This window comes from Faecalispora anaeroviscerum (assembly GCF_947568225.1).
In the GTDB taxonomy this organism is placed as follows: domain Bacteria; phylum Bacillota; class Clostridia; order Oscillospirales; family Acutalibacteraceae; genus Faecalispora; species Faecalispora anaeroviscerum.
Genome location: NZ_CANOOQ010000001.1, coordinates 1,698,394 through 1,715,932, shown reverse-complemented (window position 1 = coordinate 1,715,932; position 17,539 = coordinate 1,698,394). Strand labels below are relative to the sequence as shown.

Genomic DNA, 17,539 nt, shown 5'->3' with positions numbered 1-17,539 from the left:
TTGCCGGTTTGGCTGAAAGACCCTTGCGAGCAGCGGCAGCAGGCCCCTCCCGCAGCTGCCGGGTGAAGAATCCGGACGTTCCCCCGCGTTAAGGGGCTTGAGTGGCGCGGTTTGCGCAATTTGGGTGGTACCACGGGCTTTCTCCGTCCCATTTCGGGCGGTGGGGGTCTGTTTTTTTGTGCTTCCGCAGTTTGCCGGGCGTCGATTCATCCATACACTTGAAAAGTGATTTTATGGAACACAGTGATTTTTTTCCGCCGCAGGCGGAAAAGAAATCAACAGCTTATTAAAGTTGCATTACTATCAGACAGGAGAGTTAAGAATCATGCAGTGGACAGGATTAAACGAGATTCGCGAAAAGTATCTGTCTTTTTTTGAATCAAAGGGACATTTGCGGCTAAAAAGCTTTTCTTTGGTTCCGAGCGGCGACAACAGCCTTTTGCTGATCAACTCCGGCATGGCGCCGATGAAAAAGTATTTTACGGGTGAGGTTACACCCCCCAGAAAGCGCGTGACAACCTGCCAGAAGTGCATCCGCACGCCGGACATCGAGCGCGTGGGCATCACCGCGCGCCACGGCACGTATTTTGAGATGCTCGGCAATTTCTCATTCGGCGATTACTTTAAGCACGAGGCCACGGCCTGGGCGTGGGAGTTTTGCACCAAGGTGATGGCTCTGCCGGAGGACCGTGTATGGATCACGATTTACCAGGATGACGACGAAGCGTTCGACATCTGGACGAAAGAGATCGGCGTTTCTCCCGACCGCATTGTGCGCCTCGGCAAGGAGGATAACTTTTGGGAGCATGGCTCCGGCCCCTGCGGCCCTTGCTCAGAGCTGCATTTTGACCGCGGAGAGCAGTACGGCTGTGGTTCGCCCACCTGCGGCCCCGGCTGCGACTGCGACCGCTACGTCGAGTTTTGGAACCTTGTGTTCACTCAGTTTGACAGCGACGGAAAGGGTACTTATACGCCTCTCGATCACCCCAACATCGATACCGGCATGGGGTTAGAGCGCCTGGCCTGCATCATGCAGGGCGTAGATAACCTGTTCCTAGTTGATACGGTACAGAATATTATGAAACACATCAGCCGCATTGCGGACATCCACTACGGAGACGACACGAAGAATGATGTTTCCCTGCGCGTAATCACCGACCACATCCGCAGCACCACGTTCATGATCGGCGACGGTGTGATGCCCTCGAACGAAGGCCGTGGTTATGTGCTGCGCCGCCTGCTGCGCCGCGCCGCGCGCCACGGCAAGCTAATCGGCATCAACCGCCCGTTCCTGTTTGAAGTGGCGGAAACCGTGATTGCCGAAAACAAGAACGCTTATCCCGAGCTGGCGGAAAAGCGTGACATGATTGTGAAATTAATCCACGTGGAGGAAGAGAGCTTTGCCCGCACGATCGATCAGGGCTTGCAGCTTTTGAACAACCTGATGCAGGGGATGGACGGCAAGGTGTTCTCCGGCGAGGAGGCGTTCCGCCTGAACGATACCTATGGCTTCCCGCTCGATTTGACGAAAGAGATTGTCGCGGAGCAGGGCAAGACCGTGGATGAAGAGGCCTTTCACCGCCTGATGACCGAGCAGAAGCAGCGCGCCCGCGCGGCTCGCAAAAATGCCGGGGCGGATGCCTGGGCCGGCGGCGCGAACGGCACCGAAGAGCTGCCCGCCACCGCGTTTCTGGGCTATGAAACTCCGCTGAGCGAGGCCGAGGTGCTGGCCGTGATCAAGGACGGCGAGCGTGTGGAGGCCGCCGAGGTCGGCGACGAGGTCACTTTGGTACTGAATCAAACCCCCTTCTATGCCGAAAGCGGCGGACAGGTGGGTGATACCGGTGTGATTACCGCAGAGGATACCGAATTTGCGGTGGCCGACACCACGAAGAATCACAGCGGCATTTTCCTGCATCGCGGTAAAATCACCGCCGGGCGCATCTCCGAGGGCAATTCCGTTACCGCAAAGGTAGACGGCGAGCGCCGCGCGGCGATCAAACGCAACCATACGGCGGCTCACCTGCTGCAGGCGGCGCTGCGCCGTGTGCTGGGCGCTCATGTAGAGCAGGCCGGCCAGCTCGTCAGCGACGCGCACGTGCGTTTTGACTTTACGCATTTCTCCGCAATGACGCCGGAGGAGTTGCAGCAGACCGAAGCGCTGGTCAATCAGGCAATCCTTGAGGGAATGCCCGTAGAGTGCCGTGAAATGCCGATTGAGGAAGCGAAGAAGCTCGGCGCGATGGCGCTGTTTGGCGAAAAATACGGCGATGTTGTCCGCGTGGTCAGCGCCGGGGAGTTCTCCCGCGAGCTGTGCGGCGGCACGCACATTGACAATACCGCAAAGCTAGGCTTGTTCCGCATTGTGTCCGAAAGCTCGGTTGCGGCGGGCGTTCGCCGGATTGAGGGCGTTACCGGCACCGGCGTTCTGGCACTGCTTTCCCGTCAGGCCGAGCTGATGCAGGAGACTGCCGCAGCCCTCAAGCTGAACAATGTATCTGATCTGGTGCAGCGCGCAAAGCAGGTTGCGGCTGAGCTGAAAGAGAAGGATCGCGAGATTGAAAGCCTGACCGGGAAGCTCGCCTCTGTTCGCATCAGCGGCATGCTGGCAAACGCGCAGCCGGTTGGAGGAGTACGCGTGATGACCGCGGTGCTGCCCGGCACGGGAGCGGACGCCCTGCGCACCATGTGCGACCAGATCAAGAGCCAGCAGGCGGATGTTGTCGCGATTTTGGCGGGCGTAACCGACGGCAAGGCGACAATCGCCGCGACGGCGGGAGCAGAGGCGCAGAAGCTCGGCGTGCATGCCGGTAAGCTGGTGGGTCAGGTGGCGAAGCTGGCCGGCGGCAACGGCGGCGGCAAGCCCGATTTGGCGATGGCCGGCGCGAAAGACCCCGCGAAGCTGGAAGAAGCGCTCTCTGCGGCAAACGAGTTCATCGCCGAGATGCTCCACTAATTCATCTGTTTTGATGATTTCTCCCGCCGGAGGGGCGGGAGGAATCATCGCCCAATCTATCAGTTTTTGATTCCCGCCCCGGCGGGAAAAGCAATTGATTTGCACGGATTTAGAATGTTAGGAGGAATTTTCGGTGGATTGTGTATTCTGTAAAATCGCAAATGGCGAAATTCCCAGTAAAAAAGTGTATGAGGATGATAAAATCCTTGTCTTCCACGATCTGGACCCCCAGGCTCCGGTGCATCTTCTCATCATCCCCAAGCAGCATATTGCTTCCACATGGGAGGTTACGGGGGAAAACAGCGGAATCATCGCTTATATTTTTGAAAAAGCCCCGCAGCTCGCAAAGCAGCTTGGGCTGGAGGGTGGCTTCCGCCTGGTGAACAACTGCGGCAACGACGGCGGCCAGACGGTGCAGCACCTGCATTTTCATCTGCTGGGTGGCCGGTTTATGGCGTGGCCTCCGGGCTGATGGCGCACCCCTTTGAATTTATCAGAAGAAAGGTCTGTATCTAGAATTATGGCAAAAACATATCAAATGACAATCGCCGGGTGCGAGAGAGAGCTCCCCATTTGCCCGATCGATGAGCACCTCGACATCGCCGGCTTTGTAATGTTCGGCGATGTGGAAATTACCGAGCGCGCGGCGGAAGAACTGTTGGCCCGCTGCCCCGAGCACGATGTCGTCATCACGGCGGAAACAAAGGGAATCCCCCTGTGTTATGAAATGGCGCGCAGAGGCTGCCGCCGCTATGTGGTGGCGCGCAAAAGCGTAAAGGCGTATATGCGCAACTGCATCCATGTGGAGGTCAAGTCCATCACAACAGATCACGTGCAGGACTTGTATCTTTCTGAGGATGATTACAAGGGTCTTGCCGGCAAGCGTGTCCTGATCGTCGACGACGTGATCAGCACGGGAGAATCCCTGGCTGCAATTGAGAAGCTCGTTCACGAATTCGGGGGCAACGTGGTGGGCCGTGCCTGCGTTCTGGCAGAGGGCGACGCTTCGAAGCGCGACGATATTATTTTCCTTGAGCCGCTTCCCCTGTTCTTGAAATAATCACAGCATTTATCGGGAGGGTTTTTTATGCGCCCCTTCGCACTTATTGGCTTTAGCTACCTGCTGGCCCAAACGGCGGCGGTGTATTTCGGTGCGGCGGGCGCCCTTACCATGGGCTGCGCGTGTGCGCTGGCCTTCTGTGTACTGGTGTATGTTCCAAAAACCCGTTCCCTTCGTACCGTTCAGATGGCGCTGCTCTCGGCAGCGGCGGCGTTCGGCTTGTTTTACACGTATGCTCAGGCAGTGGTTCTGCCCGCTCAGCTGATGAACGGGCGCGACGCTGTGCTGACGGGTACGGTCTGCGAGCTGCCCGTCGGCGCCTATGGACGGTATTATTATGTCATTCAGGTACAGAGCATTTCCGCAGACGGCGCGCCGTATGTGGAGCGGGTTCGCCTTTCCTCCCAGAACGCGCTGAACGTGGAGGCCTACGATACTATTGCGGCCAAAGCGCACTTTTACACGCCGCGGGGCGGGGAGGGCTTTGATTCTCCGTCGTATTACGCCTCAAAAGGCATCACGCTGTTTGCGTATCTGTACGAGTACGAGCCGATAAATATTGTTTCCGCGCAGAACAGGCCGCCCTACTTTGCGGCGCTTTCTCTTCGTCGCGGCATGACCGATGCGCTGTACCGTCTGCTGCCCGCGCGGCAGGCCGGGCTTTCGGCCGGGGTGCTGCTGGGTGACACCTCCGGTATCGACGAGCAGGTAAAGTCGGATTTTCAGACAACCGGGGTAACGCATATCCTGTCTGTGTCGGGCCTCCACATGACGACCATGGCACAGTTTTTTCTGCTGCTGCTCGGGCTGCTGCGTTTCCCGCGCCGGGCCGGTGCCGCAGTTGCCATAGCGGGGGTGTTCGGCTTTATGGCGGTAACGGGCTTTGTGCCCTCGGTGCTGCGAAGCGGCATCATGAGCCTTATTTACCTGTTCGGCATCGTGGTGGGCCGCCAGGCAGATTCCCTGAATTCGCTGGGGATCGCCGCGCTCCTGATCTGTACGGGAAACCCTTACGCCGCGGCGGATCTTGGTCTTTTGCTGTCCTTTTCCGCTACCCTCGGCATGATCCTCTGCGCCGGGCCGATTAGCTCCCGCCTGCGCGCTTTGTATCAAACGGTGCCCGTCGGTCGCGCTCTGCTCGATGGTGTGAATTCCGCTGTGTGTACTACTGTCACAGCCACGGTGTTTACGCTGCCAATTTTGATTCTGTCGTTCGGCACGGTGTCACTGATTTCGCCTGTGTCGAACGTGCTGCAGATTCTGCCGTCCACGCTGCTGATGGTGTGCGCGGCGGTGGGAGCGGGGCTGTATGTAGCGAACCTGCCCTTTCTGGCGATGCCCTTCGCGTTTGGAACAGGGCTGCTTTCGAACGATATGATGGGCTGCGCGCGCTTACTCGCGCAGGTTCCCTGGGCGAGCATTTCATCTTCCTATGGCTTTGTGCACCTGTGGCTCGCGGGCTCGCTGCTGCTTACAGCGCTGCTGATCGTTCGGCCGCCGTCGTGTGCGGCGCGGCAGTCGGCGGCGCTGCTCAGTGTGATCCTGCTTCTGTGCGGCGTGTTTTCCTACCAGCTTTCTATGCGGCAGGTCACTAGAGTGGCGGTGCTGCAGGAGGGTGATGGGATTTGCGTCGTGCTCACCTACCGTGGGCATGGAGCGGTAATCGGCTGCGGCGGATTCACTTCGTCTGTCACGCGAAATTATCTGCGCGGGCAGGGCGTGCGACAGCTTGATTATTTGCAGCTGGCGGGGGATTCGAAGGAAGAAGCGCAGCTTGCGTCGGAGCTGGTTTCGTATTTTCAACCAAAGCAGGTTCTGCTGTGGAAAAACGGGCAGGACAACGAGTTTTTGCAAAAGGCGCTGCCGAACGCGGGGCAGGTGGATTCTTATTCCAGCAGTGCCGAAGCCATGCTGTGGAATACGACCCGGGTGGAGCAATATAATGACGGACTGCAGAGCTATACAGGTGTTTCGGTGAATGGAGTCACATTTTTACTGGCATCCTCGGGGTGCCGGGCCAATGCCCTGCCTGAACAGTGGCGGCAGGCCGATTTTCTGATCGCTGACGATCTGCCCCGCCGTATGGAAGCACTGTCGCCGTTTGTCACAGTGCTGTCGATGTCGGAGGAGACCGCGCAGGCCAATTTAAAGCAGCTTGGCGATGTTGGCCTTGTGTCGGCGTCCACCGGGGATGCGGGCCCGATATTGATTGATACGCACCCGGGAGGAAAAATTGTATTGAGGAGGAACGTCTGATGCCGGAGCTTACGGAAGCCCAGTGGAAAAAAGCCGCCGATCGTCTGGAGCTGGACGGTCTGTACTTTGTATACGGAGAAGAAAAGTACCTGATTTCGGCCTACCTGAAACGCCTGCTGAGCAGGCTGCAGGAGCGGCCGTTCGCAGATTTTAACGTGCAGCGCTTTTCCGGCGACGGCCTTTTGGCCGACCGGGTGGCCGACGCGGCGGAGGCCCTGCCGATGATGGCGGAGAAAAAGTACGTCCTAATCAACGATCTGGACGTGGAAAAGCTGCCCGCGCGCGAACTGAATAAGCTGTACGAGCTGGTGGAAAACCTGTCGGAAAGCACGGTGCTGCTCGTCTGCCAGCCGACGCTTGAGATGGATGTAAAAAAATCCGCGGCGTGGAAAAAGTGGATTACCGCGGTGAAAAAGCAGGGCACGGTGGTAGAGGTTCGCCCGCGCGAGGGAGCGGAGCTTGAGCGCGTTCTGTGCACCTATGCGGAAAAACGCGGCTGCGAGCTTTCACGGCAGGACGCGGCCTTTCTGATCACCCAGTGCGGCAAGCAGCTGCAAACGCTGCTGCACGAGCTTGATAAGCTCTGCGCCTACATTGGCAAGGGAACAGTCACCCGGGCGGTGATCGACCGCGTTGCGGTGAAAAATCTTGAGACGACGGTGTTTTTGCTCTCGAAAGCGCTGGTGTCCGCACAGTACGATAAGGCGTATTCCCTGCTTGACCTGCTGTACCAGCAGCGGGAGGAGCCGGTGGCGGTGCTGGCGGTGCTGTCGTCGGCCTATGTGGATATGTACCGTGTGCGTGCGTGCGTACAGGGCGGCCACAGCCCGGCGGAGCTTGTGAACTATTTTCCCTATAAAGGGAAGGAATTCCGTCTGAAAAACGCGGAGCGCGACATGAAAGGCCTTTCTCTGGAAAAACTGAGAGAGAGCCTTACCGTGCTGCTCGAAACCGACATCGGGCTGAAAAGCTCGCGCACCGGAGACCGAATTTTAATGGAAAAGTTAATTGCACGGTTGTTGATGATTGCCGAAAAGGAGCGGATGACTTGATCAAAATCAAAGAGGCTGTGATTGTTGAGGGGAAGTACGATAAAATCAAACTGTCCTCGATCATCGACGGCCTGATTATCGAAACGCGCGGCTTTCATATTTTTAAGGATGAGCAGCAGATGGCGCTCATTCGCCGCATGGCGGAAACGCGAGGCCTTTTAATCCTGACCGATAGTGACTCCGCCGGTTTTTTAATCCGCCACCACCTGATGAGCGCAATCCCTGAGAAATATATCAAGCATGCTTATATTCCCGATGTTCTGGGCAAGGAGCGCCGCAAGGAAAAAGGCTCGAAGGAAGGCAAGCTTGGGGTGGAGGGTGTTTCTAAGCAGCAGATTTTAGAGGCGCTCGACCGCGCAGGCGTACTTTGTGAGGAAGAAAACGCCCCAGTGCGGGAAGCTTCTTCGGCGGTGCGAAAGATTGAAAAAGCCGATCTGTTCCGCGATGGTCTGACCGGCGGGGAGAACAGCGCGCAAAACCGCAGGCTCCTGCTTCTGCACCTGAAGCTGCCGGAGCATCTTGCGACAAACGCGCTACTGAAAGTGCTTAACAGCATGATGACTTATGAGGAATACAGTATTCTTGTCGAAAAACTTTTGAAATAAAGTGATTTTTAGTTGACAAGTCTTTCTCCGGAATGATATAATACTCTTCGTCGAGTCGGCTCGGTGTCTGCTCGGTATATCATTTTGCAGAAATGCGGCTGTGCTGGAACTGGCAGACAGGCACGTTTGAGGGGCGTGTGAGTTATCTCGTATGGGTTCAAGTCCCATTAGCCGCACCAATTGCTTTGCACTCGTGTGTTTACTGGGTTATCCTGGTAAACACACGAGTTTTTTTGTTGTGTTGCAGTTGGATTTTGTGCGATGGAGTAGTTACATTATGTGGGAGGCTTTTTGTTGCTCAATTTGAGATAAACACCGAAAGACCGCTCTTGTATCAGTTTGACACAATAGGGTTTGGACATTTTCATCGGTGAAGGTGTCCACCTGACAAAACGAAGAAGAACACGATCTTTGAAGGGGAAGAAACTACATGATCAAATCAAAAACAGCAAAGCACATCCCGCAACCCGCTGCTCACTCTGGAAAGCTGCCGCTGATTCGCAGGCTTGGGTTTCAGTTGGCTTTGTTCGCGGCCTGTGCTATTTTCATCGTAGGCATTGTATCAGTGGCCTATATGTCTGTCAGTAACCGCAGCTTAATTAAACAGATTAACACAGAAAGAAGCCAAATGGCGCTTGCTACCATGAATTCTATTCTGGAAGATGAAAAAACAAAGTCTGCCACAGCCGCTCAAAATTTGGCGGCGGATGATGCGGTGATCCGCGCAGTACAATTGCGCGATGCCGCTGCTGTTAAAACAGCGGTCAATCAGTCTGTCAAGGCGAAGGCAATGGATGTAAACTTTGTGACGATCGTTGATAGCAAGGGGAACGTGATTGCGCGTACCCACAGTGATAAAAAAGGTGATTCAGTGATCAATCAGAGCAATATTGCGATGGCTCTGAAAGGAGAAACTTCAACACATACCGATATTGGCAGTGAAATTAAGCTGAGTATTCGTACCGGTTCGCCAATCAAAGATGCATCGGGCAAAATTATCGGGGCAATCTCAACCGGGTATTCCCTGGTAGATACCAAGTTTGTAGACAAGATGAAAAGCATGACTGGGAATGAGTTTACCGTTTTTGTGGGAGACGAGCGAGTCAATACCACAATTATCAGCAATGGTAAGCGTGCCATCGGCACAAAGCTGAACCAAAAAATTGCTAAAATTATTTTAGAAGAAAAAACGCAGTATTTTGATTCGGCAGATATCTTGGGTGTTCCTTACGCCACTGCTTACCAACCGATTCTGAATTCCGATAATCAGGCGATCGGTATTTATTTTGCCGGCCTTTCTCTGGAGGCCTCGAATGCGAAAATAAATGCCACCACTATGATTTCTATAGTATTAGAGGTGATGCTGGTACTTCTGACGATTGTAATTTTGCTGATATTCGTCAGGCGCGTCATTTCGCGGCCTTTGGTTGAAATGGCAGAGGTAGCAACACAGTTATCGAGAGGCAATTTGAATATTGCACTGGAATATAAATCTCAGAATGAGATGGGCGTTCTGGCCGATGCCTTGAGATCAACCGTTTCGTCTTTGCAAAGCTACATACAAAATATTTCTGAAAAGCTTTACCAAATGTCCCAGGGAGATATGCGTGTGCAGATGGACCTGGAATATATTGGTGATTTTGCACCGATTCAAACCGCGCTGGTGCAGATTTCAAGCTCGCTGAATCAAACGCTTTCTTTAATTGATACCGCTGCCCGGCAGGTGAATTCCGGGGCGGAGCAAGTATCCTCCGCAGCGCAGGCTCTGGCCGCGGGAGCCTCCGAGCAGGCGGCCACCGTGCAGGAATTGACAGCCTCTATTGCTGCCGTAGAGCAGCAGGCAGAGGACAACGTTCAAAATGTGCGGCAGGCTACCGAATACGTGGCACAGGCCGGTAACGGGATAGCACAGAGCAATAAAGAGATGCAAAAGCTAACCAGCGCCATGGATGAAATCCGCGACTCTTCGGAGCAAATTTCAAGTATTGCAAAGGTGATTGAAGAGATCGCCTTCCAGACCAATATTCTTGCTTTAAACGCTGCGGTTGAGGCCGCACGGGTCGGCACTGCAGGAAAAGGTTTTGCGGTGGTAGCGGATGAAGTGCGCAATCTGGCGGCAAAATCGGCAGACGCAGCCAAGCAGACGACTGCTTTAATTCTGAAGTCCAAAAATGTAGTTCAAAAAGGCGGCGACATGGCGGAAAACACCTCGCGCATTCTGTTAGAGGTGGGCGAACGGGCAGAAAGGGCAAATGATTCTATTCGCAAAGTAGAGCGTGCGTCTGTGGAGCAGGCCAGCGCGATGGAACAGATTACGCTGGGGCTGTCGCAGGTTTCCGCTGTGGTTCAGAATAATGCGGCCACGGCAGAAGAAAGCTCAGCCTCCAGTGAAGAGCTGGCGGCACAGGCTCAAACCTTGCAGCAGGAGGTTGCAAAGTTTATTCTGGAAAGGCCATCGCAATCTGGCGCATATGCCCCGAATCAAATGGAGGAACGCTTTTTCTAAATGAGGAAAATCCCCGAGCAACGTCTGGCTGCTTCGCAAAAATAAGCGCAAGGTAGAACACGGGTCGCAGAATGTTCTGGTTTTACACCGGCTGACAGCATTTTTTGACTCTATGTCAATAGTTGGGGTAACCCCAAATGGGAAGAAGAAGGAGTGGCGTCGAGCTGCTCCTTTTTATGTGTTAACGCCAACATTTTTTATAGAGCCAAAAGAAATAGCGGCAGGTTAACCTGCCGCGTGTATATTATCTTAAACCGCATTGACCTTTCGCATAAACTCGACCGACGCTAAAAGTGACATTTGCGTTAGCTCCCAAATCACCGATGCCTTCCCAGCCAATAATTAATGTTTGGTAGCCCGCAAATTCCGAATGGGCCATTTCTACACCGTAGGAACCGACTATTTCGGTAACTTCCTCGTACCTCATTCCGGTTTCAATTCGGTTATACTCGTCTAAAGTGATTTTCACTGAATTTTCATCATAGACTACAACAAGATCACCATCTTCATCTTGAAAGAGCGGATTTGACTGTTTTGCATTAAAAATGGATGCACCGGTTTTTGTGACGATCCCCAAGCTGTTTACTCCTTTTCGATCGTCAAGCGAGACCGTTTTGTTTAATTCTACGTACAGAGGATAATAGTATTTGTCAGTCATGATTACGCTTACGGTAAAGGGCTCTGAAACGCTCTGACCTTTGGAATTTTTATAAGCAACTGTTCCACTGCCGGTTAAAATCGCATTGTGTGCTGTCCAGCTCGACTTATCGTGTGTAAACACAGCAGTATCAGGATTCTTTAAAAGTTTTTTAATGCTGCTTTCAATGTTCCCTTGTGTCCCCATCTCAAAAGCCTTTCTAGTGAGAATTTGCTCCTGGGATAACACCTCAGGCAGCGATGATTCTATCGTTGGGGTGGAAGAGGTCGACGCTGGAACATCAGGACTTTTGTAATTGAGAGATATAATTGAAATAAGAGAGAACAAGAATATGGAAATCATGACTGCACAGAATATTGTTCTGCAGCCCTTGTTTTCATCTAAATCCTTCGATTTAGTTACATCCTCTGGTGCTGTTGATTCACTTATCGGGTCGGTTTCACATGCGTTGATGACAGCTCCACAATGTGAACAGAAATTACTGTTTTCAGGAATTTGTTCTCCGCAGTTTTTGCAATACATGGCATCTCCTCCTTTTTCTCATATTACCATATTTTGGATTAATTTCAAATAAAAAAAAGGATACCCAGCATCTTATCAGATGCTGGGTATCCTTTTTAGGCTGCAATACGATTTTTAAAATAACATTGACTTCCCGTAGCTACGAGAATATAATTGTTGTAGCTACGGGAAGGAGGTGCGTATGTCGCTAAAGAAAATCGGGCGTCCGGTATCGCCCGATTCCAAGCATACAATGTTTCGTGTTCGTCTTGACGATACATCAATGTCTAAACTTGATGAATGCGCAAAAGAGTTGAAAATAACACGGTCAGATGTTGTACGCAAAGGAATTGATCAGATACATGACGACCTCAAAAAATGAAAGGAAGCGGCGCTGCTCCCCGTGACGATCGGCAATAACGTGATGCTTGGGCCGTAGGTTGGAATTTATCCCCCTGCGCACCCCATTGACCCCGGGGTGAGGGCAAGCCTGCTGAAGTTTGCAGTCGGGTTACCATTGGGGACGATGTGTGGATCGGAAGGCACGCGGTTGTCAACGGCGGTGTGGATATTGGCAGCGGCAGCATTATTGGCTCCGGATCAGTGGTCATAAAATCGATTCCGTCCGGGGTGATCGCCGCCGGAAATCCCTGCAAAGTGATTAGAGAAGTCACACCGGAAAATACAGCCTATTGGGAGAAACGCAAATTGGAATTCGAACAAGAGACAGCTCTGCTGCATTGAACAAAATACAAGGTAAAATCCCCGCATGGTATGGACAGAGAGAGGCGCTTCGGGATGAAGAGGGTGTACAGACCATCCGGAAAAATGCCCGATGTATGGTCTGGCTGCTCAAGATCATTGAAGCGGGCAAGGAGCGGATGCCTTTCCCGGAGGGGAAAGATCACTTTATGGCGGAAGCCAGATGCGAGCTTACCGCTTTTCAGATCGGGCTGTTTTGTCCGGTTTTGGGATCTATAATAATCAAAAATTGCTTTCTGAATTAAAAGGCTGCCGAGAAAAAGCTCCGATCGACATTGTTTCGATCGGAGCTTTTTCTATTTACCGGAATGTTTTTAAACAGTTTTCGATGTGAAAGCGGTACTGCCGGATTGGTCTGCCGCGTTCGTTGCTTTTCAGAACAGGCAACTCTTCGATCAGCCCGGAATCGAGCAGCTGAGATAAAATGCGATTGCAGCTGCGAACCGTGATGTTCAGCCAGTCCGCCAGGCTTTTGGAGGTGATGATCGACTCGTTGTCCATTTCAAACAAGCCGATAATCCGTAGAAGATTTCGCTCATCAATATTGTTCTGGCTGGAATACTGCTGCGCTTTGTAGTTGGAGTAACTATAACTCAGGGTGGTCGGCGAAGAGAGAGGGCCGGTCAGCATAGAATCCTCGCTGTCGTCCATTAAAAAGCCGTCGTTTTTACCGAACGTCACTGCTTCGTGCAGGGCAGTTTCGGCGCAGTATCTTGCGGAATCCATTGTTGCCCCTATGCCAACGCCCACCCGGAACTTAAGGCTGGTTCGGTTGGCCAGATAAGAAACCAACTCCTTGGAAAGCAGCGTCCGCTGTTTTTCCGAAATGGTCTGCGGTGTCAGCTCAAAGCGGTATTCCCCTAGCGAAATGCGGAAATCAAAATGGTTTTCGTGCCGGAAATCCACGAGCGCCTTATATAGAGTAACACGGTCGTATTCCATCTCCGTATTACTGGCGTTTTCGGCAAAAACAGGCTGAATCAGTATGGTCATCTGCCGTTGGCTGCCCGCTAAAGAGAGTCTCAACTTATCAAGCGCGCCGCGAATGGCATCGGCGATCATCTCCTCTGTTGGCAGAATGTGCTGAAACGGAATGCCCGCTTTGCGGATTGCCTCCAGATTATTTGTGCAGCGTGTGATTAAAAAGTCGATTTTTCCCTGCTGGTACAGCTCTACTGGCCGTTGCAGAATTGTTTCGTAAGTGTAGTCCGCACTGTTATGGCAGTAAGGCATGTGCTCCGGTGGCAGATAATGGGGCAGGTTCATGTATTCGTTGATCGGGGTAAGAAAATCCACATAGATGCGGTTCAGCGGGATAGTGGGGTGTTCTGCAAGAAAATTCAGAAGAATCGAGAGTACGTGAATTTCATTGTAGTAAACAAAGGTGTAGGGAACAACGGAGTTTGGAATATTGTTTCGCATAAAGTGAAGCCCCATCTCACCGCTGAAACAGATCACGTCGCATTTATCTTTGCACTGGCGGTAAATATCAAAAATATCCTCCTGTCGGTCATAGGTATATTTCAAAAAAATACAGCCAAAATCCTGGTGGTCAATCACATGATTAATGGCTTTCATAGAAACTTTGGGGCTGATAATGCTGACGGTAATCAATGCAAACCCACTCCTCTACAATATTAAGACACAGATTAAAAACGGAAATCAAAATCTTTAAATAAATCCAAAAAATAAATCCGGTAATTATGCTACCACATTGAATTGACAAAGTCAAACGGAATTGTTATATTCATATAAAATAAAGATCCTAAAAAATAAAGTCTTTAATTTAGGACATAAATGCACTAAATATCACAGGAATCCGATAAGAGATTTGAGGAAATTTGTGAGATTTTATATTGTCCTGTGTTGGCGGAAAGCCCCTAAATCCGCCACAAAACATTCAGAAAGGAGAGATGTACAGTGACGCATCTTTTTGGAGCAGGGATTCCCTGAAACGGCCTGTCCGTAAGGAGGATTACTTTGCTTGAGGTTACGCAGGGTCTGTCTGGATGTATCTGATAGAATTTCCCGCCAAGGAGCTTTTCAAAAGAGGCTTTCCGGAGTTGTTTGAAATTTTCTTCGGCAGATGAAATGATCAGAACCTTGCCAGACAACAATCACATGATGAAAGGAAGAAATTATTTTGAATTCGGCAACACTAACTCAACTCCTGTACAGCTTTTGCGCTTTGAGCGTATTGCTGCTCATCGGCACTTTTTTGCGCGGCGTAGTGCCGGCTTTCCGTAAACTATTTTTGCCCGCCTCGGTTATCGGCGGTGTGATCGGTCGTTTGGTAGGCCCGATTGTCTGGCAGGGCGGTGGAATTCCATTCCCGGAAACGTGGCTTACCACATGGTCGACACTCCCGGGCATTCTGATCGTTCCGGTGGTTGCGAGCGTTCCCCTGGGAATGGCGATCGGCACGAAAGAAGGAAAGGCGACTAAGGCCACTACAAACGTGATCAAGGTATTCGGATTGATCACCCTGGTGGGTGCGGCTCAGACAATGCTGGGCATTGGTGTAAAGAAGCTGTTTGATGTGATTCAGCCCGCATTAAACCTGTACCCCACCTTCGGCTTTGAACTGTTCGCCGGCTTTAACGGAGGCCCCGGCACAGCCGGCGTCATCGGCAGTATGTACCGCGATTATAATCTGGATTACTGGAAGATTGCGCAGGGACTTACCTCCACGACGGCAACCTTTGGTATTGTAGGCGGCATGATCATTGGCATTATCTCCATCAACATCGCGGCTCGGCGTGGGGACACCGCGATTCTGACAAAACCGGGCGATCTTCCTCCTGATATGGCCAGAGGCTACGAGAGAGATCCCGCGAAGCAGAAATCGGCCGGTAAAGATACCACGCTCAACTCTTCGATCGAATCACTGACCTTCCATTTGTCTATTATTCTGGGTGGTTGTGGCTTGGCATACATAGTGATGAATCTGGTCAAGGCCTACAAGGTGCCGGGTTTCAGTCAGGTTCCGATCTGGGCTTATGCAATTATTGTGATGTTCGGGGTGAACTTTGTCATTCAGAAAATCGGGCTTGGCAGCATGATCGACGACAAAACCAAATCCAAAATTGCCGGGACCTGTTCTGATTACGCGATCGTGGCTTCCATTGCTAGCCTGCCCATTCAAGCTGTGTTGAAGTATATCGCGCCGCTGGTGGTCCTCCTGATCGGCGGGTACGTCGTCACCTATTTTCTTATTATGGCTTTGAGCAAGGCGTTTTTCCCCGAGTACTGGTTTGAGCATGCGATGACCATTTGGGGAACCTGCTGTGGGGTGTTCCTGACCGGCCTGATGCTGCTGAAAATCTGTGATCCGGATTTCAAATCCAGTGTTCTGAACAACTATTCTGTGGGCTTTTCGTTCTCGTCTGTACTTGGGTACGTCATTATGCCCGCCTCAGTATTAATGATGCTGCACTACAGCTTTGGAGCTAATATGCTCTTCCAGTTCGGAATTCTGGTGGCCAGTTTGGTAGTTATTTTCTTCTCGGACCGTATTTACAAAGTCTCCGTAAAGAAGGGAGCAGAGAACGCATAATCGGGCAAATTGTCTTAATGAAAGGAACCTTGGGAAAATGAATAAACAGCAAATGTACGAATACTTGGATCAGAAAAAGCCGGTCATCACCAAGCTTTCCGACTGCATTTGGGAGTACGCGGAAACTGCGTTCGAAGAATTTCAGTCTGCGGATCTTCTGAAAAAAGCACTGCAAGAAAATGGTTTTTCCGTGCAGGAGAAGGTTGGCAACATCGAAACCGCCTTTTGCGGAACCTATGGCAGCGGCGGTCCTGTGATTGGAATACTGGCGGAATACGACGCTCTGTCGGGCCTGAGCCAGAAGGCTCACTGCGCAGAACAGCAGGCGCTGACCCCTGGCGGAAACGGCCATGGCTGCGGACATAATCTGTTTGCGGGCGGTTCAGTCGGCGCCGCGCTGGCGGTGAAAACGTATCTGGAGGAAAACCGGCTGGCAGGTACGGTTAAGCTGTTCGGCTGCCCGGCGGAAGAAGGCGGCTCAGGCAAAGCGTTTATGGCAAGAGAGGGCGTTTTTGACGGCCTCGACGCGGCGCTGGCCTGGCACCCCATGGGAGTCAACGGAATTTTCGATATGTCCAGCCTTGCCAATTATCAGGTGATGTATCGCTTCAAGGGGAAGTCCGCTCATGCAGCGGCGTCACCGTATTTGGGCAGAAGCGCTCTTGATGCGGTGGAGCTGATGAATGTCGGCGCTAATTTCCTGCGGGAGCACATTGTTCCGCAGGCCCGGGTACACTACGCGATTCATGATGCCGGCGGATTTTCCCCGAACGTGGTTCAGTCAACCGCCTCGGTTCTGTACCTAATCCGTGCACCCAAAATACCGCAGGTGGAGGAAATCTACCAGAGGGTCAACCAGATTGCGCAGGGCGCTGCGCTGATGACCGGAACCGAAGTGGAGATCGAATTTGTAAAGGCGTGTGCCGACCTGGTGCCCAACAAATCGCTTGCCGCCGTTTTGTACCGGAACTTTGAAGAGCAGAAGCTGCCGGAATATACCGAAGAGGAACTCGCCTTTGCCGGAAAGATTGCAAAAACAGCTCCGCTGTCCGAAGCGCGGGCTCAGGATCTGCTGGATTTGTATGCTGCTCACTTGCTGCAGCGTGAGAGCAGAGAGCTTCTGCAGAAGCTGCAGGAGAGAGATATTTGCGATATTCTGCTTCCTTTCAGCGAGGATGGCCCGAATGTTGTGCTTCCCGGCTCCTCCGATGTAGGTGATGTAAGCTGGAATGTGCCGACCTCTCAGATTGTAACAGCCTGCTATGCCATCGGTACTCCGGAGCATTCCTGGCAGCTGGTTTCTCAGGATAAGACCTCGATCGGCCATAAGGGCATGATGCTGGCTGCAAAGGTCCTGGCCGGCGCGGCAGTCGATCTTCTGGAGCAGCCGGAACTGGTAGAGAAAGCCCGGCGCGAATTCAAGGAGCGTATGAACGGCCAGAAGTATGTTTGCGCAATCCCGAAAGAAGTGCTTCCCAAAGCAATCAGCAAGCTGTAAGGCATTGAATTTTCGGCGAAGATGGAAAAATTCGCATTACTGCCTTACATCTGGAAAAGCATTTTTGACGGATTTATTTTGTGTGGTTTAATAGGCGTGGATTGATTGTGTGGAAAAACCGGCGGGAAG

General features: G+C 52.2%; 14 protein-coding genes and 1 tRNA gene. 13 read left to right on the top strand and 2 right to left on the bottom strand.

Annotation, left to right across the window (positions count from 1 at the left end):
* The first annotated feature begins 325 nt into the window (after nucleotides 1-325).
* The 8 genes from alaS (at nucleotide 326) to QOS46_RS08495 (ending at nucleotide 10,435) form a co-directional block, all read left to right on the top strand.
* Complete coding sequence (gene alaS, locus QOS46_RS08530) at nucleotides 326-2,956, top strand: alanine--tRNA ligase (protein ID WP_283608880.1); 2,631 nt, start codon at nucleotides 326-328, stop codon at nucleotides 2,954-2,956.
* A gap of 133 nt (nucleotides 2,957-3,089) precedes the next feature.
* Nucleotides 3,090-3,428: a histidine triad nucleotide-binding protein gene (locus tag QOS46_RS08525; RefSeq protein WP_283608879.1), complete on the top strand. Its 339-nt coding sequence runs from the start codon at nucleotides 3,090-3,092 to the stop codon at nucleotides 3,426-3,428.
* 48 nt (nucleotides 3,429-3,476) lie between these two features.
* Nucleotides 3,477-4,016, top strand: a complete 540-nt coding sequence (locus QOS46_RS08520; protein WP_283608877.1) for a phosphoribosyltransferase family protein — start codon at nucleotides 3,477-3,479, stop codon at nucleotides 4,014-4,016.
* Nucleotides 4,017-4,043: 27 nt separating this feature from the next.
* A complete protein-coding gene (locus tag QOS46_RS08515; RefSeq protein WP_283608875.1) occupies nucleotides 4,044-6,272 on the top strand; it encodes a ComEC/Rec2 family competence protein in 2,229 nt (742 codons plus the stop codon).
* Nucleotides 6,272-7,324 carry a DNA polymerase III subunit delta gene (holA, locus tag QOS46_RS08510; protein ID WP_283608873.1) on the top strand — a complete coding sequence of 351 codons (1,053 nt, stop codon included), beginning with the start codon at nucleotides 6,272-6,274 and terminating at the stop codon, nucleotides 7,322-7,324. The genes QOS46_RS08515 and holA overlap by 1 nt, the downstream gene beginning before the upstream one ends.
* The gene (locus tag QOS46_RS08505; protein ID WP_283608871.1) at nucleotides 7,321-7,929 is read left to right on the top strand and encodes a toprim domain-containing protein; all 609 of its coding nucleotides are present in this window, start codon (nucleotides 7,321-7,323) and stop codon (nucleotides 7,927-7,929) included. The genes holA and QOS46_RS08505 overlap by 4 nt, the downstream gene beginning before the upstream one ends.
* 94 nt (nucleotides 7,930-8,023) lie before the next feature.
* Nucleotides 8,024-8,108: transfer RNA gene (locus QOS46_RS08500), tRNA-Leu, on the top strand.
* A gap of 251 nt (nucleotides 8,109-8,359) precedes the next feature.
* Complete coding sequence (locus tag QOS46_RS08495) at nucleotides 8,360-10,435, top strand: methyl-accepting chemotaxis protein (protein ID WP_283608870.1); 2,076 nt, start codon at nucleotides 8,360-8,362, stop codon at nucleotides 10,433-10,435.
* A gap of 244 nt (nucleotides 10,436-10,679) precedes the next feature.
* Here QOS46_RS08495 and QOS46_RS08490 read toward each other — a convergent pair whose 3' ends face one another.
* On the bottom strand, nucleotides 10,680-11,615 hold the full coding sequence (locus QOS46_RS08490; RefSeq protein WP_283608868.1) for a zinc-ribbon domain-containing protein: 936 nt from the start codon (nucleotides 11,613-11,615) through the stop codon (nucleotides 10,680-10,682).
* Nucleotides 11,616-11,796: 181 nt separating this feature from the next.
* Between QOS46_RS08490 and QOS46_RS08485 the strand changes: the two genes are divergently transcribed.
* The 3 genes from QOS46_RS08485 (at nucleotide 11,797) to QOS46_RS08475 (ending at nucleotide 12,601) form a co-directional block, all read left to right on the top strand.
* Nucleotides 11,797-11,976 carry a CopG family transcriptional regulator gene (locus QOS46_RS08485; RefSeq protein ID WP_283608867.1) on the top strand — a complete coding sequence of 60 codons (180 nt, stop codon included), beginning with the start codon at nucleotides 11,797-11,799 and terminating at the stop codon, nucleotides 11,974-11,976.
* A 146-nt stretch (nucleotides 11,977-12,122) separates the two neighbouring features.
* Nucleotides 12,123-12,338, top strand: a complete 216-nt coding sequence (locus QOS46_RS08480) for an LbetaH domain-containing protein (RefSeq protein ID WP_283608866.1) — start codon at nucleotides 12,123-12,125, stop codon at nucleotides 12,336-12,338.
* Complete coding sequence (locus tag QOS46_RS08475) at nucleotides 12,335-12,601, top strand: hypothetical protein (protein WP_283608864.1); 267 nt, start codon at nucleotides 12,335-12,337, stop codon at nucleotides 12,599-12,601. Before QOS46_RS08480 ends, QOS46_RS08475 begins: the two co-directional genes overlap by 4 nt.
* 55 nt (nucleotides 12,602-12,656) lie before the next feature.
* Here QOS46_RS08475 and QOS46_RS08470 read toward each other — a convergent pair whose 3' ends face one another.
* Complete coding sequence (locus QOS46_RS08470) at nucleotides 12,657-13,970, bottom strand: hypothetical protein (protein WP_283608863.1); 1,314 nt, start codon at nucleotides 13,968-13,970, stop codon at nucleotides 12,657-12,659.
* A gap of 529 nt (nucleotides 13,971-14,499) precedes the next feature.
* On the opposite strand from QOS46_RS08470, the gene QOS46_RS08465 reads away from it, so the two are divergent.
* Entirely contained in the window at nucleotides 14,500-15,912 is a 1,413-nt protein-coding gene (locus tag QOS46_RS08465; RefSeq protein WP_283608862.1) for a sodium/glutamate symporter family protein, read from the top strand.
* A gap of 37 nt (nucleotides 15,913-15,949) precedes the next feature.
* The gene (locus tag QOS46_RS08460) at nucleotides 15,950-17,410 is read left to right on the top strand and encodes a M20 family metallopeptidase (RefSeq protein ID WP_283608860.1); all 1,461 of its coding nucleotides are present in this window, start codon (nucleotides 15,950-15,952) and stop codon (nucleotides 17,408-17,410) included.
* Nucleotides 17,411-17,539 lie beyond the last annotated feature (129 nt).

What these genes read in the sequence shown, in the direction of transcription:
- alaS (WP_283608880.1), top strand. Translation starts at nt 326, where the DNA reads ATGCAGTGGACAGGATTAAACGAGATTCGCGAAAAGTATCTGTCTTTT.
- QOS46_RS08520 (WP_283608877.1), top strand. Translation starts at nt 3,477, where the DNA reads ATGGCAAAAACATATCAAATGACAATCGCCGGGTGCGAGAGAGAGCTC.
- QOS46_RS08515 (WP_283608875.1), top strand. Translation starts at nt 4,044, where the DNA reads ATGCGCCCCTTCGCACTTATTGGCTTTAGCTACCTGCTGGCCCAAACG.
- holA (WP_283608873.1), top strand. Translation starts at nt 6,272, where the DNA reads ATGCCGGAGCTTACGGAAGCCCAGTGGAAAAAAGCCGCCGATCGTCTG.
- QOS46_RS08495 (WP_283608870.1), top strand. Translation starts at nt 8,360, where the DNA reads ATGATCAAATCAAAAACAGCAAAGCACATCCCGCAACCCGCTGCTCAC.
- QOS46_RS08490 (WP_283608868.1), bottom strand. Translation starts at nt 11,615, where the DNA reads ATGTATTGCAAAAACTGCGGAGAACAAATTCCTGAAAACAGTAATTTC.
- QOS46_RS08485 (WP_283608867.1), top strand. Translation starts at nt 11,797, where the DNA reads ATGTCGCTAAAGAAAATCGGGCGTCCGGTATCGCCCGATTCCAAGCAT.
- QOS46_RS08460 (WP_283608860.1), top strand. Translation starts at nt 15,950, where the DNA reads ATGAATAAACAGCAAATGTACGAATACTTGGATCAGAAAAAGCCGGTC.